The 17,402-nt window shown below is 69.3% G+C and carries 13 protein-coding genes; 6 read left to right on the top strand and 7 right to left on the bottom strand.

The window, feature by feature from the left end; translation table 11 throughout:
* The first annotated feature begins 2 nt into the window (after positions 1 to 2).
* Together VK92_RS04045 and VK92_RS04040 are read left to right on the top strand one after the other, a co-directional pair.
* The gene (locus VK92_RS04045) at positions 3 to 2,063 is read left to right on the top strand and encodes a MacB family efflux pump subunit (protein ID WP_048024736.1); all 2,061 of its coding nucleotides are present in this window, start codon (positions 3 to 5) and stop codon (positions 2,061 to 2,063) included.
* Between the two features lie 13 nt (positions 2,064 to 2,076).
* Complete coding sequence (locus VK92_RS04040; protein ID WP_048024738.1) at positions 2,077 to 3,450, top strand: efflux transporter outer membrane subunit; 1,374 nt, start codon at positions 2,077 to 2,079, stop codon at positions 3,448 to 3,450.
* A 51-nt stretch (positions 3,451 to 3,501) separates the two neighbouring features.
* Here the strand turns inward: VK92_RS04040 and VK92_RS04035 are convergent, their stop codons facing one another.
* A complete protein-coding gene (locus tag VK92_RS04035) occupies positions 3,502 to 5,040 on the bottom strand; it encodes an MFS transporter (protein ID WP_048024739.1) in 1,539 nt (512 codons plus the stop codon).
* 185 nt (positions 5,041 to 5,225) lie between these two features.
* On the opposite strand from VK92_RS04035, the gene VK92_RS04030 reads away from it, so the two are divergent.
* Positions 5,226 to 6,146, top strand: coding sequence for a LysR family transcriptional regulator (locus VK92_RS04030; protein WP_048024742.1), 921 nt, complete (start codon positions 5,226 to 5,228; stop codon positions 6,144 to 6,146).
* Positions 6,147 to 6,197: 51 nt separating this feature from the next.
* Here VK92_RS04030 and VK92_RS04025 read toward each other — a convergent pair whose 3' ends face one another.
* From VK92_RS04025 to VK92_RS04000, 6 genes are all read right to left on the bottom strand, one after another.
* Positions 6,198 to 7,337, bottom strand: a complete 1,140-nt coding sequence (locus VK92_RS04025) for an enoyl-CoA hydratase/isomerase family protein (protein ID WP_048024744.1) — start codon at positions 7,335 to 7,337, stop codon at positions 6,198 to 6,200.
* Positions 7,334 to 8,125, bottom strand: coding sequence for an enoyl-CoA hydratase (locus tag VK92_RS04020; protein WP_048024746.1), 792 nt, complete (start codon positions 8,123 to 8,125; stop codon positions 7,334 to 7,336). The genes VK92_RS04025 and VK92_RS04020 overlap by 4 nt, the downstream gene beginning before the upstream one ends.
* On the bottom strand, positions 8,122 to 9,024 hold the full coding sequence (mmsB, locus tag VK92_RS04015; protein ID WP_027789614.1) for a 3-hydroxyisobutyrate dehydrogenase: 903 nt from the start codon (positions 9,022 to 9,024) through the stop codon (positions 8,122 to 8,124). Before mmsB ends, VK92_RS04020 begins: the two co-directional genes overlap by 4 nt.
* An 18-nt stretch (positions 9,025 to 9,042) precedes the next feature.
* Positions 9,043 to 10,572 (bottom strand): CoA-acylating methylmalonate-semialdehyde dehydrogenase, encoded by a 1,530-nt coding sequence (locus tag VK92_RS04010; RefSeq protein WP_048024748.1) that lies wholly within the window; start codon positions 10,570 to 10,572, stop codon positions 9,043 to 9,045.
* Positions 10,573 to 10,680: 108 nt separating this feature from the next.
* Positions 10,681 to 12,387 (bottom strand): AMP-binding protein, encoded by a 1,707-nt coding sequence (locus VK92_RS04005; RefSeq protein WP_048024749.1) that lies wholly within the window; start codon positions 12,385 to 12,387, stop codon positions 10,681 to 10,683.
* A gap of 184 nt (positions 12,388 to 12,571) precedes the next feature.
* On the bottom strand, positions 12,572 to 13,705 hold the full coding sequence (locus VK92_RS04000) for an acyl-CoA dehydrogenase family protein (protein WP_027789617.1): 1,134 nt from the start codon (positions 13,703 to 13,705) through the stop codon (positions 12,572 to 12,574).
* A 137-nt stretch (positions 13,706 to 13,842) separates the two neighbouring features.
* Here VK92_RS04000 and VK92_RS03995 point away from each other — a divergent pair, with 137 nt between their 5' ends.
* The 3 genes from VK92_RS03995 to VK92_RS03985 all read left to right on the top strand — a co-directional run bounded on the left by VK92_RS03995 (position 13,843) and on the right by VK92_RS03985 (position 17,352).
* The gene (locus VK92_RS03995) at positions 13,843 to 14,877 is read left to right on the top strand and encodes an AraC family transcriptional regulator (RefSeq protein ID WP_021161959.1); all 1,035 of its coding nucleotides are present in this window, start codon (positions 13,843 to 13,845) and stop codon (positions 14,875 to 14,877) included.
* 121 nt (positions 14,878 to 14,998) lie between these two features.
* Positions 14,999 to 16,582 carry an NfeD family protein gene (locus VK92_RS03990; RefSeq protein WP_048024750.1) on the top strand — a complete coding sequence of 528 codons (1,584 nt, stop codon included), beginning with the start codon at positions 14,999 to 15,001 and terminating at the stop codon, positions 16,580 to 16,582.
* Positions 16,579 to 17,352, top strand: a complete 774-nt coding sequence (locus tag VK92_RS03985; RefSeq protein WP_048024751.1) for a slipin family protein — start codon at positions 16,579 to 16,581, stop codon at positions 17,350 to 17,352. The genes VK92_RS03990 and VK92_RS03985 overlap by 4 nt, the downstream gene beginning before the upstream one ends.
* The last annotated feature ends 50 nt before the right edge of the window (positions 17,353 to 17,402 follow it).

Below are 17,402 nucleotides of genomic sequence, written 5' to 3'. Positions count from 1 at the left end.
CGATGAGCCAGCCCCTGCTGAAACTCTCCGCCGTCACACGACGCTTTCCGGCCGGCGACAAGGACGTCGTCGTGCTGAACAACGTCAACCTGTCGATCCACGCGGGCGAGATCGTCGCGATCGTCGGCGCATCGGGCTCCGGGAAGTCGACGCTGATGAACATCCTCGGCTGCCTCGACCACCCGAGCGAAGGCACCTACACGGTCGGCGGACGTGACACGCACATGCTCGACAGCGACGAGCTCGCGCAACTGCGTCGCGAGCACTTCGGCTTCGTGTTCCAGCGCTATCACCTGCTGCCGCACGTCGACGCCGTCGCGAACCTCGAAATGCCCGCGATCTATGCCGGCACGCCGCGCGCGGAGCGGCACGCGCGTGCACGCGAGCTGCTCGCGCGCCTCGGGCTCGCGGATCGCGCGCACCATCGCCCCGGGCAACTGTCCGGCGGCCAGCAGCAGCGCGTGAGCATCGCACGCGCGCTGATGAACGGCGGCCACGTGATCCTCGCCGACGAACCGACCGGCGCGCTCGACACGAAAAGCGGCCAGGACGTGATCCGCATCCTGCACGAGCTGAACGCGCTCGGCCACACGATCGTCATCGTCACGCACGACAAGGCCGTCGCGCGCCATGCGCGGCGCATCATCGAGATCAGCGACGGCGAGATCGTCGCCGACCGGCCGAACCGCCACCATGCGGAAGCCCTCGCGGAAGCAGCCGCGGGCACAGATGCAGCGGAAGCGAGCGAAACGGCCACCGGCACACCATCCACCCGCGATCGTCACGACACGCTGTCGCCGCCCGCGGCAGTCGCCCCCGATCCGCAGGCCGATGCCGCCCCGCGCGTGCGCCGCTTCGCGGCCGGCTCCGGACGCTTCGCCGAGGCCTGCCGGATGGCGTGGATCGCACTCGTGTCGCACCGGCTGCGCACGCTGCTGACGATGCTCGGCATCATCATCGGCATCACGTCGGTCGTGTCGATCGTCGCGATCGGCGAAGGCGCGAAGCGCTACATGCTCGACGAGATCGGCAGCATCGGCACGAACACGATCAACATCTACCCGGGCACCGACTGGGGCGACAGCCGCGCCGATGCGATCCAGACGCTCGTGCCCGCCGACGTCGCCGCGCTCGCCGAGCAGCCGTATGTCGACAGCGCGACGCCCGAAACGTCGCGCACGCTGCTGCTGCGCTACCGCAACGTCGACGTGAACGCGCTCGTGAGCGGCGTCGGCGACCGCTTCTTCCAGGCGCGCGGGATGCGTTTGGCGCTCGGTGTCGCATTCGATGAGGATGCAGTGCGCCGCCAGGTGCAGGTGGCCGTGATCGACCAGAACACGCGCCGCAAGCTGTTCGGCGCGACGCGCAACCCGATCGGCGAAGTGATCCTGGTCGACAACGTGCCGTGCGTCGTGATCGGCGTGACGGCGGACAAGAAGAGCGCGTTCGGCAGCGTGAAGAGCCTGAACGTGTGGGTGCCGTACACGACCGCGAGCGGGCGCCTCTTCGGGCAGCGTTATCTCGACAGCATCACCGTGCGCGTGCGCGACGGGCAGCCGAGCGCCGCCGCCGAAAAGAGCCTCGAAACGCTGATGAAGCAGCGCCACGGCCGCAAGGACTTCTTCACGTACAACATGGACAGCGTCGTGAAGACCGTCGAGAAGACGGGCCAGTCGCTGACGCTGCTGCTGTCGTTGATCGCCGTGATCTCGCTCGTCGTCGGCGGGATCGGCGTGATGAACATCATGCTGGTGTCGGTTACCGAGCGCACGCGCGAAATCGGCATCCGGATGGCGGTCGGCGCGCGCCAGTCGGACATCCTGCAGCAGTTTCTCGTCGAGGCCGTGCTGGTCTGCCTGCTCGGCGGCACGATCGGCATCGTGCTGTCATTCGGGCTCGGCGCGCTGTTCTCGATGTTCGTCGCGCAGTGGAAGATGGTGTTCTCGGCCGGCGCGATCGTGACCGCGTTCGTCTGCTCGACGCTCACCGGTGTGATATTCGGCTTCATGCCCGCGCGCAACGCATCGCGGCTCGATCCGATCGATGCGCTCGCGCGCGACTGACGCAAGGCCCGCCATGACGCATTCCTCACCGCTCCAGCGCCTCGGCGCATTCGCATGCGCGGCCGCGCTGCTCGCCGGCTGCGCGGGCGCGCGCCATGACCCGCTGCCCGCCGTCGCGATGCCCGCGAACTGGGCGGCGCCGGTTTCCGCCGACGCACCGGCCACGACGCGCGACTGGTGGCGCAGCTTCGGCGATCCGCAACTCGACACGCTGATCGACGACGCGCTGCGCGCCAACAACGACCTCGCGATCGCGGCGATCCGCGTGTACCGCGCGCAACTGCAGGCCGGGCTCGCGAATACGAACCTGACGCCCAACGTGACGCTCGGCGCGAACGGTGCCGTGTCGCGCACGCTCGATACGCACCAGATGCGCCGGTCGAGCAACGCGAACGCTTCGCTCAGCTATGAAATCGACCTGTGGGGCCGGCTGGCCGCGCTGCGCGACGCCGCGCGCTGGGAAGCCGACGCGACGGCCGCCGATCTCGAAGCCGCGCGGCTGTCGCTGATCGGCACGACCGCGTCGCTGTACTGGCGGATCGGCTTCCTGAACCGGCAGATCGCGCTCGGCGACGCGAACATCGCGTATGCGGTCCGCACGCTCGCGGTCGTCCGGTCACGACACACGGCCGGCGCCGTGTCGGGGCTCGACCTTGCACAGGCCGAACAAAGCCTCGCCACGCAACGGGCCGCGCAGACACGCCTGATCCAGCAGCGTACCGAGAACCGTCACGCCCTCGCGATCCTGTTCGACCGGCCGCCACAACAGCGCGCGGCCGAACCGCCGGCACTGCCCGACGCGCCGCCGCCGGAGGTCGCGGCCGGCCTGCCGGCCAGCCTGCTCGGCCGGCGCCCCGACTTGCGCGCGGCGGAATTCAGGCTGCGCGAATCGCTCGCGCAGGTCGACGCGACACGTACCAGTTTCTACCCGACCTTCACGTTGACCGGCGCGGCCGGCACGTCGAGCACGAGCCTCGAGCGCGTGCTCGCGAATCCGGTCGGCACGCTCGGGCTCGGCCTCGCCCTGCCGTTCATCCAGTGGAACACGATGCAGCTGCAGATCAAGGTGTCGAAGACGCAGTACGAGGAGGCCGTCGTCGGGTTCCGGCAGAAGCTCTACACGGCACTCGCGGAAGTCGAGAACGCGCTGTCGGCGCGCGTCCAGCTCGAACGCGAGGCCGAACAGCGCGCGCTGTCGCTCGAACAGGCGCGGCGCGCCGAACGGCTCGCCGCCGCGCAGTTCGCGGCCGGCGCGACCGCCGTGCAACCGTGGCTCGACCAGCAGCAGCGGCTGCGCGATGCGCAAAGCGCCGACGAACAGACGCGGCTGGACCGGCTCAACAACCAGATGACGCTGTACCGCGCGCTCGGCGGCGGGATGTCCTGACCGGCCCGCGCACCGGGCCGGCCGCCCCTGCCCCGCCGGCCATGCGCGGCGTCATTCGCACACGGCCGCCCCGCGCCGCGCCGGCGCGAACGCCACCGCGCTCGCCGTCGCGAGCACGGCCACGCCGGCCGCGCCGTACACCATCACCCAGCCGAACCCGTGCACGAGCGCCGCATGCAACGCCGCGCCGGTCGGGTCGGCCTGTGCGAGCGCCGGTGCGATCTCGTGCAGCCCGTCGGTTCGCCCGGAAGCAATCTCCTGCGCGAGCCGGCGCAGCGCCCCGTCGCCGATCGTGCCCGCGACACCGCCCTTCAGGCTCGCGACGATCCCCGCGACCAGCACGAAGCCCATGGCCGCGATATTCAGTGCGAGCGAGATCATCCGCGCGCTCATGTCGATGCCCGACGCCATCCCCGCCCGCGCGCTCGGCACCGCACCCGTCGTCGTATTGGTCACCGGCGTGTTCGTGAGCCCGAGCCCGATGCCGGCGATCACGCAGCCGGGCAGCATCGTCACCCAGCTTGCGTGGTCGGCCGCGCTGCCGATCCGCATCAGCACAAAACCGGCGGCAATCGTGAACAAGCCGCCCGGGATCACGACGCCCGGCCCGTAGCGCAGCGCGAGCCGTTCGCCGAACGGCGGCGCGACCAGCGTCGGCAGCGTGTACGCGAGCAACGCGAGGCCGGCCGTCACGCTGTCGTAGCCGAGCGCCACCTGAAACCAGATCGGCAGGTAGATCATGAACGGCCAGAAGCTGAAGTTCATCCCCATCGAGCCGAAGATCGCGCCGGTGAACGCGCGGATCCGGAACACCGAGAAGTCGAACATCGGCCGCGCGCTCGCGCGTTCCGCGAGGAAGAAGCCGGCCACCGCCAGCACGGTCGCGCCGAGCACGCCGAGGCCGGCGGCGCTCGTCAGCCCGAGTTCCGCGCTTTGCGTGATGTAGAAGGCCAGGCCGAGCACCGCGAGCGACAGCGTGACGATGCCCGCCACGTCGAGGCTGCCCGCGTGCGGATCGCGCGACTCCTGCACCGCGCCGCCGATCAGCGCGAGCGCGACGGCCGCGAGCGGTGCATGGACGAGGAACACCCACGGCCAGTTCGCCAGCGCGACGATCGCGCCGCCGACGATCGGCCCGAAACCGAGCCCGATGCCGAACACGATCCCCCAGATCCCGAATGCGCGGCCGCGCTCGCGCCCCTCGCGGAACTGGTGCGACAGCACCGCAATCTGGCAGATCAGCATCGCGCCGCCGCTGGCGCCCTGCAGCAGCCGGCCCGCGACGAGCACCGGCACGTTCGGCGCGAGCCCGCACAGCAGCGACGTCGCGCCGAACAGCAGGGTGCCAATCACGTACACGCGCTTGCGGCCGAAGCGGTCGGCGAGCGTGCCGGCCGCCATCAGCACGGTCGTACACGCGATCGTGTACGCGTTCATGATCCACTGCATGCCGTTGAAATCGCCATGCAGCACGTGTTCGAGCGTCGGCAGGATCACCGGCACGCTCGAGATTTCGAGGCCGAACATCAGCGACGTGAGACAGACGGCCGCGAGCGCGACCGCATTCCTGCGGGAGTCGGATAGCGTCATGCGTATTGCGCGGCGGCCCGGCAACGGGCCGCGCGCCTCCAGGTAAGTAGGATTCGCCGCGTGCGGCCGGCGACGCACGCTGGGCGGGAATCGGTACTATAGTGAGAATTCACCTCCCCATTGGCGCGCGCATTTCCATGCACTGGGGAATCTCAGGACCCAATTGACGCAGCACACAACCCGCGATGACCGACAGACTCGACGGCGTAACGACCTTCGTCCAGGTCGTGGAATCCGGCAGCTTCGCGCTGGCCGCGGAGCGGCTCGACATGACGCGTTCGGCGGTCGGCAAGGCGATCGCGCGGCTCGAGAAGCGGCTCGGCGCACGGCTGCTGCAGCGCACGACGCGCAGCCAGAGCCTGACCGACGACGGCCAGGCGTACTACGACCGATGCGTGCGCGCGCTGGCGGAGCTGGAAGCGGCGGAAGCCGATCTCGACTGCGGCCGCCACGAAGCGCGCGGCAAGCTGCGGCTGAGCGTGCCGCTCGCGTTCGGGCACCACTGCGTGACGCCGATCGTGCTCGATCTCGCGCGCAACTATCCTCATCTGCGGATCGACGTGTCGATCACCGACCGTTTCGTCGATCTCGTCGAGGAAGGCATCGATCTCGCGGTGCGGATCGGCACGCTCGCGGACAGCACGAGCCTCGCGGTGCGGCGGCTCGGCACGCAGTACGGCAGCCTCGGCGCGGCGCCGTCGTATCTGGCGCGCTACGGGATGCCGAAGACGCTCGACGACCTGAAGCACCACCGGACGATCGCGTATTCGCGTTCGGGCGTGGTGCAGCCGTGGGACTTGCGCGCGCCGGACGGCTCGACGGTGCGAATCGACATGCCGCATCAACTGAGCTTCGACGACGTGCAGGCGATCGCCGCGGCCGGTGCGGCCGGGTTCGGGATCGCGTGGGTGCCGAGCTGGCTGCTCGACCATTACGTGAAGCGCGGCGAGATGGTGGTCGTGCTCGATCGCTGCTTCGTCTGCGAAGGCGACATTCACGCGATCTGGCCGAAGACGCGCTACCTGCCGCGCAAGACGCGCTGCGTGATCGACGCGCTCGCGCAGGCGGTGCCGCCGATGATCGAGCGCCCGGACGAAGCGCGCTGAGACGAGTGGAAACCGACGCGCCATGCGGCGCGCCGGGTCGTCACGCAAAGATCACGCCGCGCCGAGATCGGCGAGCGGATGCGCGAACAGCTTCCACGGCGACGTGAGGAAATGCCGCACGCGTTCGGCGCGCAGTTCGACGAGCGACGCGGGCGCCCAGCGTGGCTTGCGATCCTTGTCGACGAGATGCGCGCGCACGCCTTCGCAGAAGTCGCCTTCCTCGATCGCGCGCGCGACGATGCCGAGCTCCATCCGGAACGATTCGGCGAGCGTCATCTGCCGGCCGCGCAGCAGCGCCTCGCGCGTCACGTACAGCATCGTCGGCGAATGGCCCGTGAGCGCATCGAGCGTCGCCTGCAGCCATTGACGGTGCTCGCGCGACAGTTCCTCGCGCGCGAGATCTTGCGTCAGCGTCGCGACGATCCGCTCGACGGTCGAGCGCTTGTCGAAGTGACGCACGATCCACGGCATCTGCCCGTCGAGCGCCGCATGCGGCACGACGTTGCACGGGGGCTCGAACACCTTGCGCAGCAGCGGCAGCGCATCGCCTTCCCACTTGACGCTTTCGATGCGCGTCTCGAACGTGTCGAGCCACGCGGACGGCACGCACAGATCCGCGAGCTTCGCGGTCAGCGCGTCGGCACCCGACAGCATCGCGCCGGTCAGCCCGACGTACAGCTCGAGTTCGACCGGCATGCGCGACAGGAAATGCGTCGCGCCGACATCGGGCACGAGGCCGATGCGCGTTTCCGGCATCGCGATCTTGCTGCGCTCGGTCGCGACGCGCAACGCGGCGCCCTGCGCAAGGCCCATCCCGCCGCCCATCGTCACGCCGTCCATCAGCGCGACCACCGGCTTCGGGAACGTATGGATCGCGTAGTCGAGCCGGTATTCGTCGACGAAGAACGGCAGCCAGGTCTCGCGCTGCGCGACCATCCGGGATAGCGCGCGCACGTCGCCGCCCGCGCAGAAGCCCTTCTCGCCCGCTCCGCGCAACACGACCGCGACGATCTGGTCGTCATGGCGGCAGCGTTCGAGCAGCGCGGCCAGCTCGCCGATCATCGCGTACGACAGCGCGTTCAACGCGGCCGGCCGGTTCAGCGTGATCAGCGCCACGCGATTCACCACGCGGAACAGCACCTCGGGGGCATGCTCCACGAACGCGTCGTGATTCGTGACCGGCGTGCTCATCGTTGCCCCTCCCCGTCGGTGTGCCACTGCGGCGCGCGCTTGCCGAGGAACGCGGCCACGCCTTCGCGCGGATCGCTGGTATCGAACAGGTCGACGAAGCGTTCGCGCTCGACCGCGAGCGCCGCGCCGCGCGGCACGCCGCGGCGCGCGAGGCCGATCAGCTCCTTGCTGTACGCGACCGCGTGCGGGCTCTGCCGCGCGACGTTGCGCGCCAGCGCCAGCGCCGCATCACGCGACGCGCCCGACTCCACGACGTCCTCGACGAGGCCGATGCGCAGCGCGGTGGCCGCGTCGACACGCGCGCCGGTCAGGATGATCTTCTTCGCCCAGCCTTCACCGACGAGCCAGGGCAGCGTCTGCGTGCCGAGCCCGCACGGCAGCAGGCCGACCGACGGCTCGGGCAGCGCCATCTGCGCATGGGTCTCGGCGATCCGCAGGTCGCACGCGAGCGCGCATTCGAGGCCGCCGCCCATCGCGTAGCCGTTGATCGCCGCGATCGTCACGACACGCGCGTCGTGCAGCGCCTCGAACGCCGCGCCGAAACGCGACGCCATCGCGCGCGCGACCGCGCGGTCGCCTTCGGCGAAGGTGTTGAGGTCGGCACCCGCGCTGAAGAATTTCGGGCCGTCGCCCGTGACCACCAGCGCGCGCACGCGCGGGTTCGCATTCAGTTCGGCGACGGTGTCCTGCAGTTGCCGCAGCCCGTCGGCGGTAAAGGCGTTCGCGGGCGGACGCTTGAGCGTCGCGCACGCGATCGCGCCGTCGTCGACGTAGTCCAGTTCGATCATGACGCGTCCTTCTTGCTGGCCGGTTGGTACAGGCGGATCACCGCCGAGAAATCGAGCTGGCCGTCGCCACGGCTGCTCATCGTCTGGTACAGCTGCTGCGCGAGCGCGCCGAGATAGACGGGTTGGCGCGCCTGCTTCGCGGCATCGTTCGCGAGGCCGAGATCCTTCAGCATCAGGTCGGTGCCGAAGCCGCCCGAGTAGCCGCGCGACGACGGCGCGGTCTCGATCACGCCCGGATACGGGTTGTAGGTGTCCGAGCTCCAGCAGCGGCCCGTCGACGTGTTGACGATGCCCGCCAGCACCTTCGGGTCGATGCCGAGCGCGACGCCGAGCGACATCGCCTCGGACACCGCCGCCATCGAGATGCCGAGCACGAGGTTGTTGCAGACCTTCGCGACCTGCCCCATCCCCGTCGCACCGCAATGGACGATGTTCTTGCCCATGCCCGCGAGCACGGGCTTCACGCGCTCGAAATCCGCGTCGCTGCCGCCGACCATGAAGGTCAGCGTGCCCGCCGCCGCGCCGCCGGTGCCGCCCGACACGGGCGCATCGACGAACGCGCCGCCGTGCTCGCGCACGAGCGCGCCGAACGCCTGTGCGCTCGCCGGGTCGATCGTGCTCGAATCGATCACGGTCGCGCCCGCGCCGAGGCCGGCGAGCACGCCGTTCTCGCCGGACAGCACCGAGCGCACGTGCGGCGCGGCCGGCAGCATCGTGATGACGAACGTCGCGCCCGATGCGGCATCGCGCGGCGACGCGGCCACTTGCGCGCCGGCATCCTGCAGTGCGCGCAAGGCGTCGGCGCTCAGGTCGAACGCGTGCACTTCGTGGCCGGCTTTCAGCAGGTTCAGCGCCATCGGCGCGCCCATGTGGCCGAGGCCGATAAAACCGATTTTCATGTTGGTGTCCTCCACGGCTCAGTGCAGCCGGATCGTCGTATTCACCGGGCCGGCCGTCGTGTCGTCGTCGAACCAGCGTGCGGTGACCGTCTTGGTCTGCGTGTAGAACTGCACGACCTGCTTGCCGTACGGGCCGAGATCGCCGAGCTTCGAGCCGCGCGAGCCCGTGAAGCTGAAGAACGGCACGGGCACCGGGATCGGGATGTTGATGCCGACCTGGCCGATGTCGATCTCGCTCTGGAACTTGCGCGCGGCCGCGCCGCTTTGCGTGAACAGGCCCACGCCGTTGCCGAACGGGTTCGCGTTGACGAGCGCGATCGCGTCGTCGAGCGTGTCGGCTTCGAACACGACGAGCACCGGGCCGAAGATTTCGTGCGTGTAGATCGACATGTCGGTCTTCACGCCCGAGAAGATCGTCGGGCCGATGAAGTTGCCGCTTTCGTAGCCGGCCACCTTCACGTCGCGGCCGTCGAGTTCGAGCTTCGCGCCTTCGCTCACGCCCGCTTCGATCAGCGACAGGATGCGCGCCTTCGCGGCCTTCGACACGACCGGGCCGACGTCGGTGCCGGCTTCCGCGCCCGCATTCACCTTCAACAGCTTTGCCTTCGCGACGAGATCGGGCAGCCAGTCGCGCGCTTCGCCAACCAGCACCGCGACCGACGTCGCCATGCAGCGCTGCCCCGCCGCGCCGAAACCGGCGCCGACGAGCGCATTGATCGTCTGCTCGCGGTTCGCATCGGGCAGCACGACCGCATGGTTCTTCGCGCCCATCATCGACTGCACGCGCTTGCCGTGCGCGCTGCCGAGGTTGTACACGTGCGTGCCGACGGCGGTCGAGCCGACGAACGAGATCGCCTTCACGAGCGGATGCGTGCAGATCGCGTCGACGACTTCCTTGCCGCCGTGCACGACGTTCAGTACCCCTTTCGGTACGCCGGCTTCGAGCGCGAGCTCGACGAGTTCCATCGTCGACATCGGGTCCTGCTCGGACGGCTTCAGCACGAACGTGTTGCCGCAGACGATCGCCATCGGGAACATCCACAGCGGGATCATCGCGGGGAAGTTGAACGGCGTGATGCCCGCGCACACGCCGAGCGGCTGGCGCAGCGTGTAGGTATCGACGCCGCCCGCGACGTTCTCCGCGAATTCGCCGAGCTGCAGCGAGCCGATCGAGCACGCGTGCTCGACCACTTCGAGGCCGCGGAAGATGTCGCCTTCGGCATCGGGGATCGTCTTGCCCTGCTCGGCCGTCAGCGTCTTCGCGATGCGCTGCTGGTTCGTGCGCACCAGATCCTGGAACTTCAGCATGATGCGCATGCGCGCGGCGATCGGCGTGTTCTTCCACGTCGCATACGCGGCGTGCGCGGCCTGCACGGCCGCGTCGACTTCCTCGACGGTCGCGAACGGCACGCGCGCGAGCACCTGCTGCGTCGCCGGGTTGACGATGTCGCGCCACTCGCTCGTGGCGGACTCGACGAAAGCGCCGTCGATCAGCAGCTTGACCGTCGGCACGTCTTGCCCCGTCCGGGGCGTCGGATTCGCGTTCATCGATCCCTTCTCCTTGCAGAGGGCCGCGAAGCGCGAAATCGCCGCGCGGCCGGTTCAGTTCGGCTGCGGGCGGCGGCCGCGGAATGCGGCGCGCGGCCCGCGGTCACGTCATTTCAATTCGGCAGCAAAATCTTCTTCCCAGTATTCGCCGGGCATGCGCGCGGTCGCGTCGTCGCCGCGCTCGATCTCGCGGCGGCGCAGCTCGACGCGGCGGATCTTCCCCGAGATCGTCTTCGGCAGCTCCGCGAATTGCAGGCGGCGGATGCGCTTGAACGGCGCGAGCTTCTCGCGCGAGAAACGGAAGATCTCCAGCGCGAGCGCGGGGCTTTCCTCGTAGCCCTGCCGCAGCGTGATGAAGGTCTTCGGCACCGACAGCCGCACGGGGTCGGGGCTCGGCACGACGGCCGCTTCCGCGATCGCCGGATGCTCGATCAGCACGCTTTCCAGTTCGAACGGGCTCAGCCGGTAGTCGGACGACTTGAACACGTCGTCCGCGCGGCCGATGTAGACGTAATAACCGTCGTCGCCGCGCATCGCGATGTCCGACGTGCGGTAGTGGCCGTCGCGCATCGCGTAGGCGGTTGCATCGGGGTTGTTCGCATAGCCTTTCATCAGGCCCACCGGGCGCGTGACGTCGGCGCCGATCGGGAGCGCAACCTCGCCTTCGGTCACGGGCGCGCCGTCCGGGTCGAGCAGCGTAATGCGGTAGCCGGGCAGCGGCCGGCCCATCGAGCCCGCGACCACCGGCTGGCCCGGCGAGTTGCCGATCAGGCAGGTCGTTTCGGTCTGGCCGTAGCCGTCGCGAATCGCGATGCCCCACGCCTTCTTCACGCGCTCGATGATCTCGGGATTCAGCGGCTCGCCCGCGCCGACGATCTCGCGCAGCTTCACGTCGAACGACGCGAGCGGCTGCTGCACGAGCATGCGCCACACGGTCGGCGGCGCGCACAGCGTCGTCACCTGGTATTTGACGAGCGCATCGAGCACCACCTTCGGCTCGAAGCGCGCGTAGTTGAATGCGAACACGCAGGCCTGCGCGTTCCACGGCGCGAAGAAGCAGCTCCACGCGTGTTTCGCCCAGCCCGGCGAGCTGATGTTCCAGTGGATGTCGCCCGGCTGCAGGCCGACCCAGTACATCGTCGACAGGTGCCCGACCGGATAGGTGCGGTGCGTATGTTCGACGAGTTTCGGCTTCGACGTCGTGCCCGACGTGAAGTAGAGCAGCATCGGATCGTTCGCGTGCGTGACGGCGTCCGGCTCGAATTCGGCGCTCGCCGCATAGCCGTCGTTCATCGCGAGCCAGCCCGCGCGCGGCGCGCCCGCGACGATCTTCTGCGCGAGGCCGAGGTCGGGCTGGTCGAATTTCGCGGTTTCGTTCTCGTCGACGATCGCGTATTTCGCGCCGCCGATCTGCACGCGGTCGCGCACGTCGTCGGGCGACAGTTGCGTGGTGGCGGGCAGGACGATCGCGCCCAGCTTCATCGCGGCGAGCATCGCGTCCCACAGTTCGACACGGTTCGGCAGCATCAGCAGGATGCGGTCGCCGCGCACGACGCCGATCGAGCGCAGCCAGTTCGCGATCCGCGACGAACGCTCGGACATCTGCGCGAACGAATACGGATCGCCCGTGCCGGTGGCCGCGTCGACGATCCACAGTGCGGGCTGGTCGTTGCCGCGCGCCATCGGGTCGAAGTAGTCGAGCGCCCAGTTGAACGCGTCGAGCACCGGCCATTCGAAATCGCGGTACGCGGTTTCGTAGTCGGTGCGATGGCGCAGCAGAAAGTCGCGTGCGTTCAGGAATGCCTGTACCGTCATGTGTGTCTCCGTCCAGTCTCCATGCCCAGCGGTCAAGCGGCGCCTGTGCTGCAGCACAGGCTGCCGTTCCGTGTTGCACGGCGCACGATCACGTCTTTGCGTGCCGCGTTCGCCGCGCTGCCCTCGTGCCTGCGTCGTGCGCCTGCTCGTTCGATTGCGTGATGCCGGATCGGAGCGCCGCGGCTCAAAGCTGCCGCGCGATCACCATCCGCTGCACTTCGCTGGTGCCTTCGTAAATCTGCGTGATGCGCGCGTCGCGATAGTGACGCTCGACTTCGTAATCGACCAGGTAGCCGTAGCCGCCGTGGATCTGGATCGCGTCCGAACACACGCGCTCGGCCATCTCCGACGCGAACAGCTTCGCCTGCGACGCTTCCGACAGGCACGGCAAGCCGGCCGTGCGCAGCTTCGCCGCGTGATGCACGAGCAGGCGCGCGGCGTTGATCTGCACGGCCATGTCGGCGAGCTTCTGCTGGATCGCCTGGTGCTCGGCGATCGGCTTGCCGAACTGCACGCGCTCGCCTGCGTAACGACGCGCCTTGTCGAACGCGGCACGCGCGATGCCGAGCGCCTGCGCGGCGATGCCGATGCGCCCGCCCTCGAGATTCGACAGCGCGATCTTCAGCCCTTCGCCGCGATTGCCGAGCAGGTTCTCTTCCGGAATCGCGCAGTTCTCGAACGTGATCGGGCACGTATCCGATGCACGGATGCCCATCTTCTTCTCGGGCTTGCCGACGATGAAGCCCGGCGTGTCGGTCGGCACCAGGAATGCGGAAATGCCGCGTTTGCCGGCTTCCGGGTCGGTCATGGCAAAAACGATCGCGACACCCGCGCGCTGGCCGTTGGTCACGAACTGCTTCGCGCCGTTCAGCACCCATTTGCCGTCGCGCAGTTCCGCGCGCGTGCGCAGGTTGTTCGCCTCGGAGCCGGCCTGCGGCTCGGTCAGGCAGAATGCGCCGATCACGCGGCCCGCCGCCATGTCGGCCAGCCAGCGATCCTTCTGCGCGGGCGTGCCGAAACCGAGGATCGGCCCGCAGCCGACCGAGTTGTGCACGCTCATCATCGTCGCGCACGCGGCGTCGCCGGCGGCGACTTCTTCCATCGCCAGCGCGTAGGCCACGTAGTCCGTATACGAGCCACCCAGCTCCTGCGGCACGATCATCCCGAGCAGGCCGAGTTCGCCGAGCTGCGCGACGATGGCGTCGGGCAGGTGCGCATCGTGGTCCCACTGCGCCGCGTTCGGCGCCAGCATCTCGGTGGCAAAGGCGCGTGCGGCGTCGCGGATCATCCGCTGGTCTTCGGTGTAAAGCTCGTCCATGGTGCTGCTGTCTCCCGCGGCCGCCGGGCGCGACCGTCCTTGCGTTTCGATGCAACAAGTGTAGGCAAGCACGCGCGACTGTTCGATGCTCGCGCCGCTCATTTACACTGAGCGTTTTTGCCACACCGGCGGCACGGATGAAGCAGGAAGACAAGGGAACCGTCGCGATCAGCCTCGTCGCTTACAGCGTCGCGCTCGCGACCCGGCGCGGCGTCGCGGCCGAACCGCTGCTCGCGCAGGCCGGCATCGCCCCGGCGCTGCTCGGACAGCCGCGCGCACGCGTGTCCGCGCAACAATACGGCGCACTGTGGAACGCGATCGCGCGCACGCTCGACGACGAGTTTTTCGGGCAGGATCGCCACCCGATGCGCAGCGGCAGTTTCATCGCGATGAGCCAGGCGGCGCTGACCGCGCGCGACGGCCTGCACGCGATGGCGCGCGCGGTGAATTTCATGCACTGCGTGCTCGACGACCTGCACGCCGAGCTCGACGCGAACCCGCAGCGCGTGCGGTTGCGCTTCGTGCACCGCAACAACGGCGCGACGCCGGCGATGTTCACGTATGCGACCTATTTCATCATCGTCTACGGGCTGACCTGCTGGCTGATCGGGCGGCGCATCCCGCTGCTGCATGCGAGCTTCCGCTGCGACACGCCGCCCGCCGACCATGAATACCCGGCGATGTTCTGCGACGACATGCGTTTCAACGAACCCGATTCGTATGTCGATTTCGATCCCGAATTCGCGACGCTGCCGGTCGTGCAGAACGCGAAGACGCTGAAGACGTTCCTGCGCAACGCGCCGGCGAGCTTCATCGTCAAGTACCGCAACCCGAACGCGCTCGCGCAGCGCGTGCGCGCGGTGCTGCGCGGGATGCCGCCCGCCGCGTGGCCGGGCGCGGGCGGGATGGCCGCGCGGCTGCACGTGGCCGAGGCCACGCTGCGCCGCAAGCTGCACCAGGAAGGCCACGCGTACCAGTCGATCAAGGACACGCTGCGGCGCGACCTCGCGTTCGAGGCGCTGGCCGACCCCGCGCGCACGATCGCCGACGTCGCGGCTGCAACCGGTTTCGCGGAACCGAGCGCGTTCTACCGCGCGTTCCGCAAATGGAGCGGACGCAGCCCGGCCGACTATCGCGACGAAGTGCTTGCGCGCGGCGGCGGCGCGAGCTGAGGCCGGGCGGCACGGCGCTCGCTTCGCGCTTTCCGCCGAAACCGCCTAATCTTTAAGCATCGGGCCCACGCCCTCTCCGCAAGCCGGATGGCGCACGGCCACGCGCCGCCCGGACGCCCCGATGCACTTTCACCGTCACGGGCCGTCGCCGGTGCCTGCCACGCCCGGCGGCCACCCTCGTCACCCGCTGTCCGCGCGGGTCGCGCGCGCCGCGCTGTTCGCGGCGCTGCTGGTCGTGTGTGCCGCGGTCGCCGCGCCGCCGTCCGCCGACACACCCGCCGCATCCGCCGCCGCCCGCCCGGTCATCGTGATCCCGATCAACGGCGCGATCGGGCCCGCCAGCGCCGATTTCATCGTGCGCTCGCTCGACCGTGCGGCACGCCAGCACGCGCCGCTCGCGATCCTGCAGCTCGACACGCCCGGCGGCCTCGACACGTCGATGCGGCAGATCATCAAGGCCATCCTCGGCTCGCCCGTGCCGGTCGCCGCGTTCGTCGCGCCGGGCGGCGCGCGGGCCGCCAGCGCGGGCACCTACATCGTCTATGCCAGCCACTTCGCGGCGATGGCACCCGGCACCAATCTCGGCGCGGCGTCGCCGGTGCAGTTCGGCATCGGGGGAGCCGCGCCGCCGGGTGCGAACCCCGCTGCACCACGCCCGCCGGCCGGAACCCCGGGTGCGTCAGGGGCATCCGGCGCATCCGAGGCCGCCACGCAGGCCGCATTGCCGACCGACACGCAATCGACCGAGATCCGCAAGGCGATGCAGGACGCGTCCGCCTACATCCGCGGCCTCGCGCAGCTGCGCGGGCGCAATGCCGAATGGGGCGAGCGTGCGGTGCGCGAAGCCGTCAGCCTGTCGGCCAGCGAGGCGCGCGCGCAGCACGTCGTCGACCTGATCGCGCAAGATCCGGTCGACCTCGCGCGGCAGCTCGACGGCCATACCGCAACGACCACCGCCGGCACGATGAAGCTCGCGACCACGCATGCGCCGCTCGTCATCGTCGAACCCGACTGGCGCAGCCGCTTCCTCGCGATCATCGCCGATCCGAACGTCGCGCTGATCCTGCTGACGATCGGCATCTACGGCCTCTTCTTCGAGTTCGCGAACCCCGGCTTCGTGCTGCCGGGCGTCGCCGGCACGATCTGCCTGCTGGTCGGGCTGTTCGCGATGCAGTTGCTGCCGATCAGCTATGCGGGCCTCGGCCTCGTGCTGCTCGGCCTCGGCTGCCTGGTCGCCGAGGCGTTCCTGCCGACCTTCGGCGTGCTCGGTTTCGGCGGGATCGTGTCGTTCACGATCGGCGCGCTGATGCTGATCGACACCGACGTGCCCGGCTACGGGATTCCATGGCCCGTGATCGCGAGCCTGGCGCTCGGCGGCGGGCTGCTCGTCGCGGGCGTGTCGAGCGTCGCGCTGCGCGCGCGGCGGCGCCCGGTCGTGACGGGTGCCGAGGCGATGGTCGGCAGCATCGGCGAAGTGCTCGACGACGGCCTGCGCGCCGACCAGCCGCACGACGCGGCCGGCACGGCTACATCGGCCGCGGGCTGGGCGCGCGTGCATGGCGAGCGCTGGCGCGTGGCCAGCAGCGCGCCGCTTGCCGCGGGCTGCCGCGTGCGCGTCACCGGCCGCCAGGGGCTGCTGCTCACCGTCGCGCCGCTGTACGACGTGCCGGCGCAGGAACAACAACACCAAGGTGAACCAACATGATCGGCTACACATTCGGCTTCAGCAGCGTCCTGATCGTCTTCGTCGTGGTGCTCGTCGCGTCGTCGATCCGCATCTTCCGCGAGTACGAGCGCGGCGTGGTGTTCATGCTCGGCCGCTTCTGGAAGGTGAAGGGGCCGGGGCTCGTGCTGATCATCCCGATCGTTCAGCAGGTCGTGCGGATCGACCTGCGCACCGTCGTGTTCGACGTGCCCGCGCAGGACGTGATCACGCGCGACAACGTGTCGGTGAAGGTCAATGCGGTCGTGTATTTCCGCGTGGTCGATCCGGAGAAGGCCGTGATCCAGGTCGCGCGCTTCTTCGACGCGACGAGCCAGCTCTCGCAGACGACGCTGCGTTCGGTGCTCGGCAAGCACGAGCTCGATGCGCTGCTGGCCGAGCGCGAGCAGCTGAACGCCGACATCCAGAAGACGCTCGACGCGCAGACCGATGCGTGGGGGATCAAGGTGTCGACCGTCGAGATCAAGCATGTCGACCTGAACGAGACGATGATCCGCGCGATTGCGCGACAGGCCGAGGCCGAACGCGAGCGGCGCGCGAAGGTGATTCATGCGGAAGGCGAACTGCAGGCGTCGGAGAAACTGCTGCAGGCCGCGCAGCGGCTCGCGCTGCAGCCGCAGGCGATGCAGCTGCGCTACCTGCAGACGCTGACGACGATCGCGGCGGACAAGAACTCGACGATCGTGTTTCCGCTGCCGATCGATCTGCTGGGGGCGTTGCTGGAGCGGCTGGGAGGAAAGCGGGAGGAATGAGGCAGACATTCGGATCCTCCCCGGATTCGCCGGACGAGAGGCAGCAGGCA

The organism is Burkholderia sp. LK4, assembly GCF_001043615.1.
In the GTDB taxonomy this organism is placed as follows: domain Bacteria; phylum Pseudomonadota; class Gammaproteobacteria; order Burkholderiales; family Burkholderiaceae; genus Burkholderia; species Burkholderia cepacia.
The sequence above is the reverse complement of the archived record's forward strand: the minus strand, read 5'-3'. Positions and strand labels throughout refer to the sequence as shown.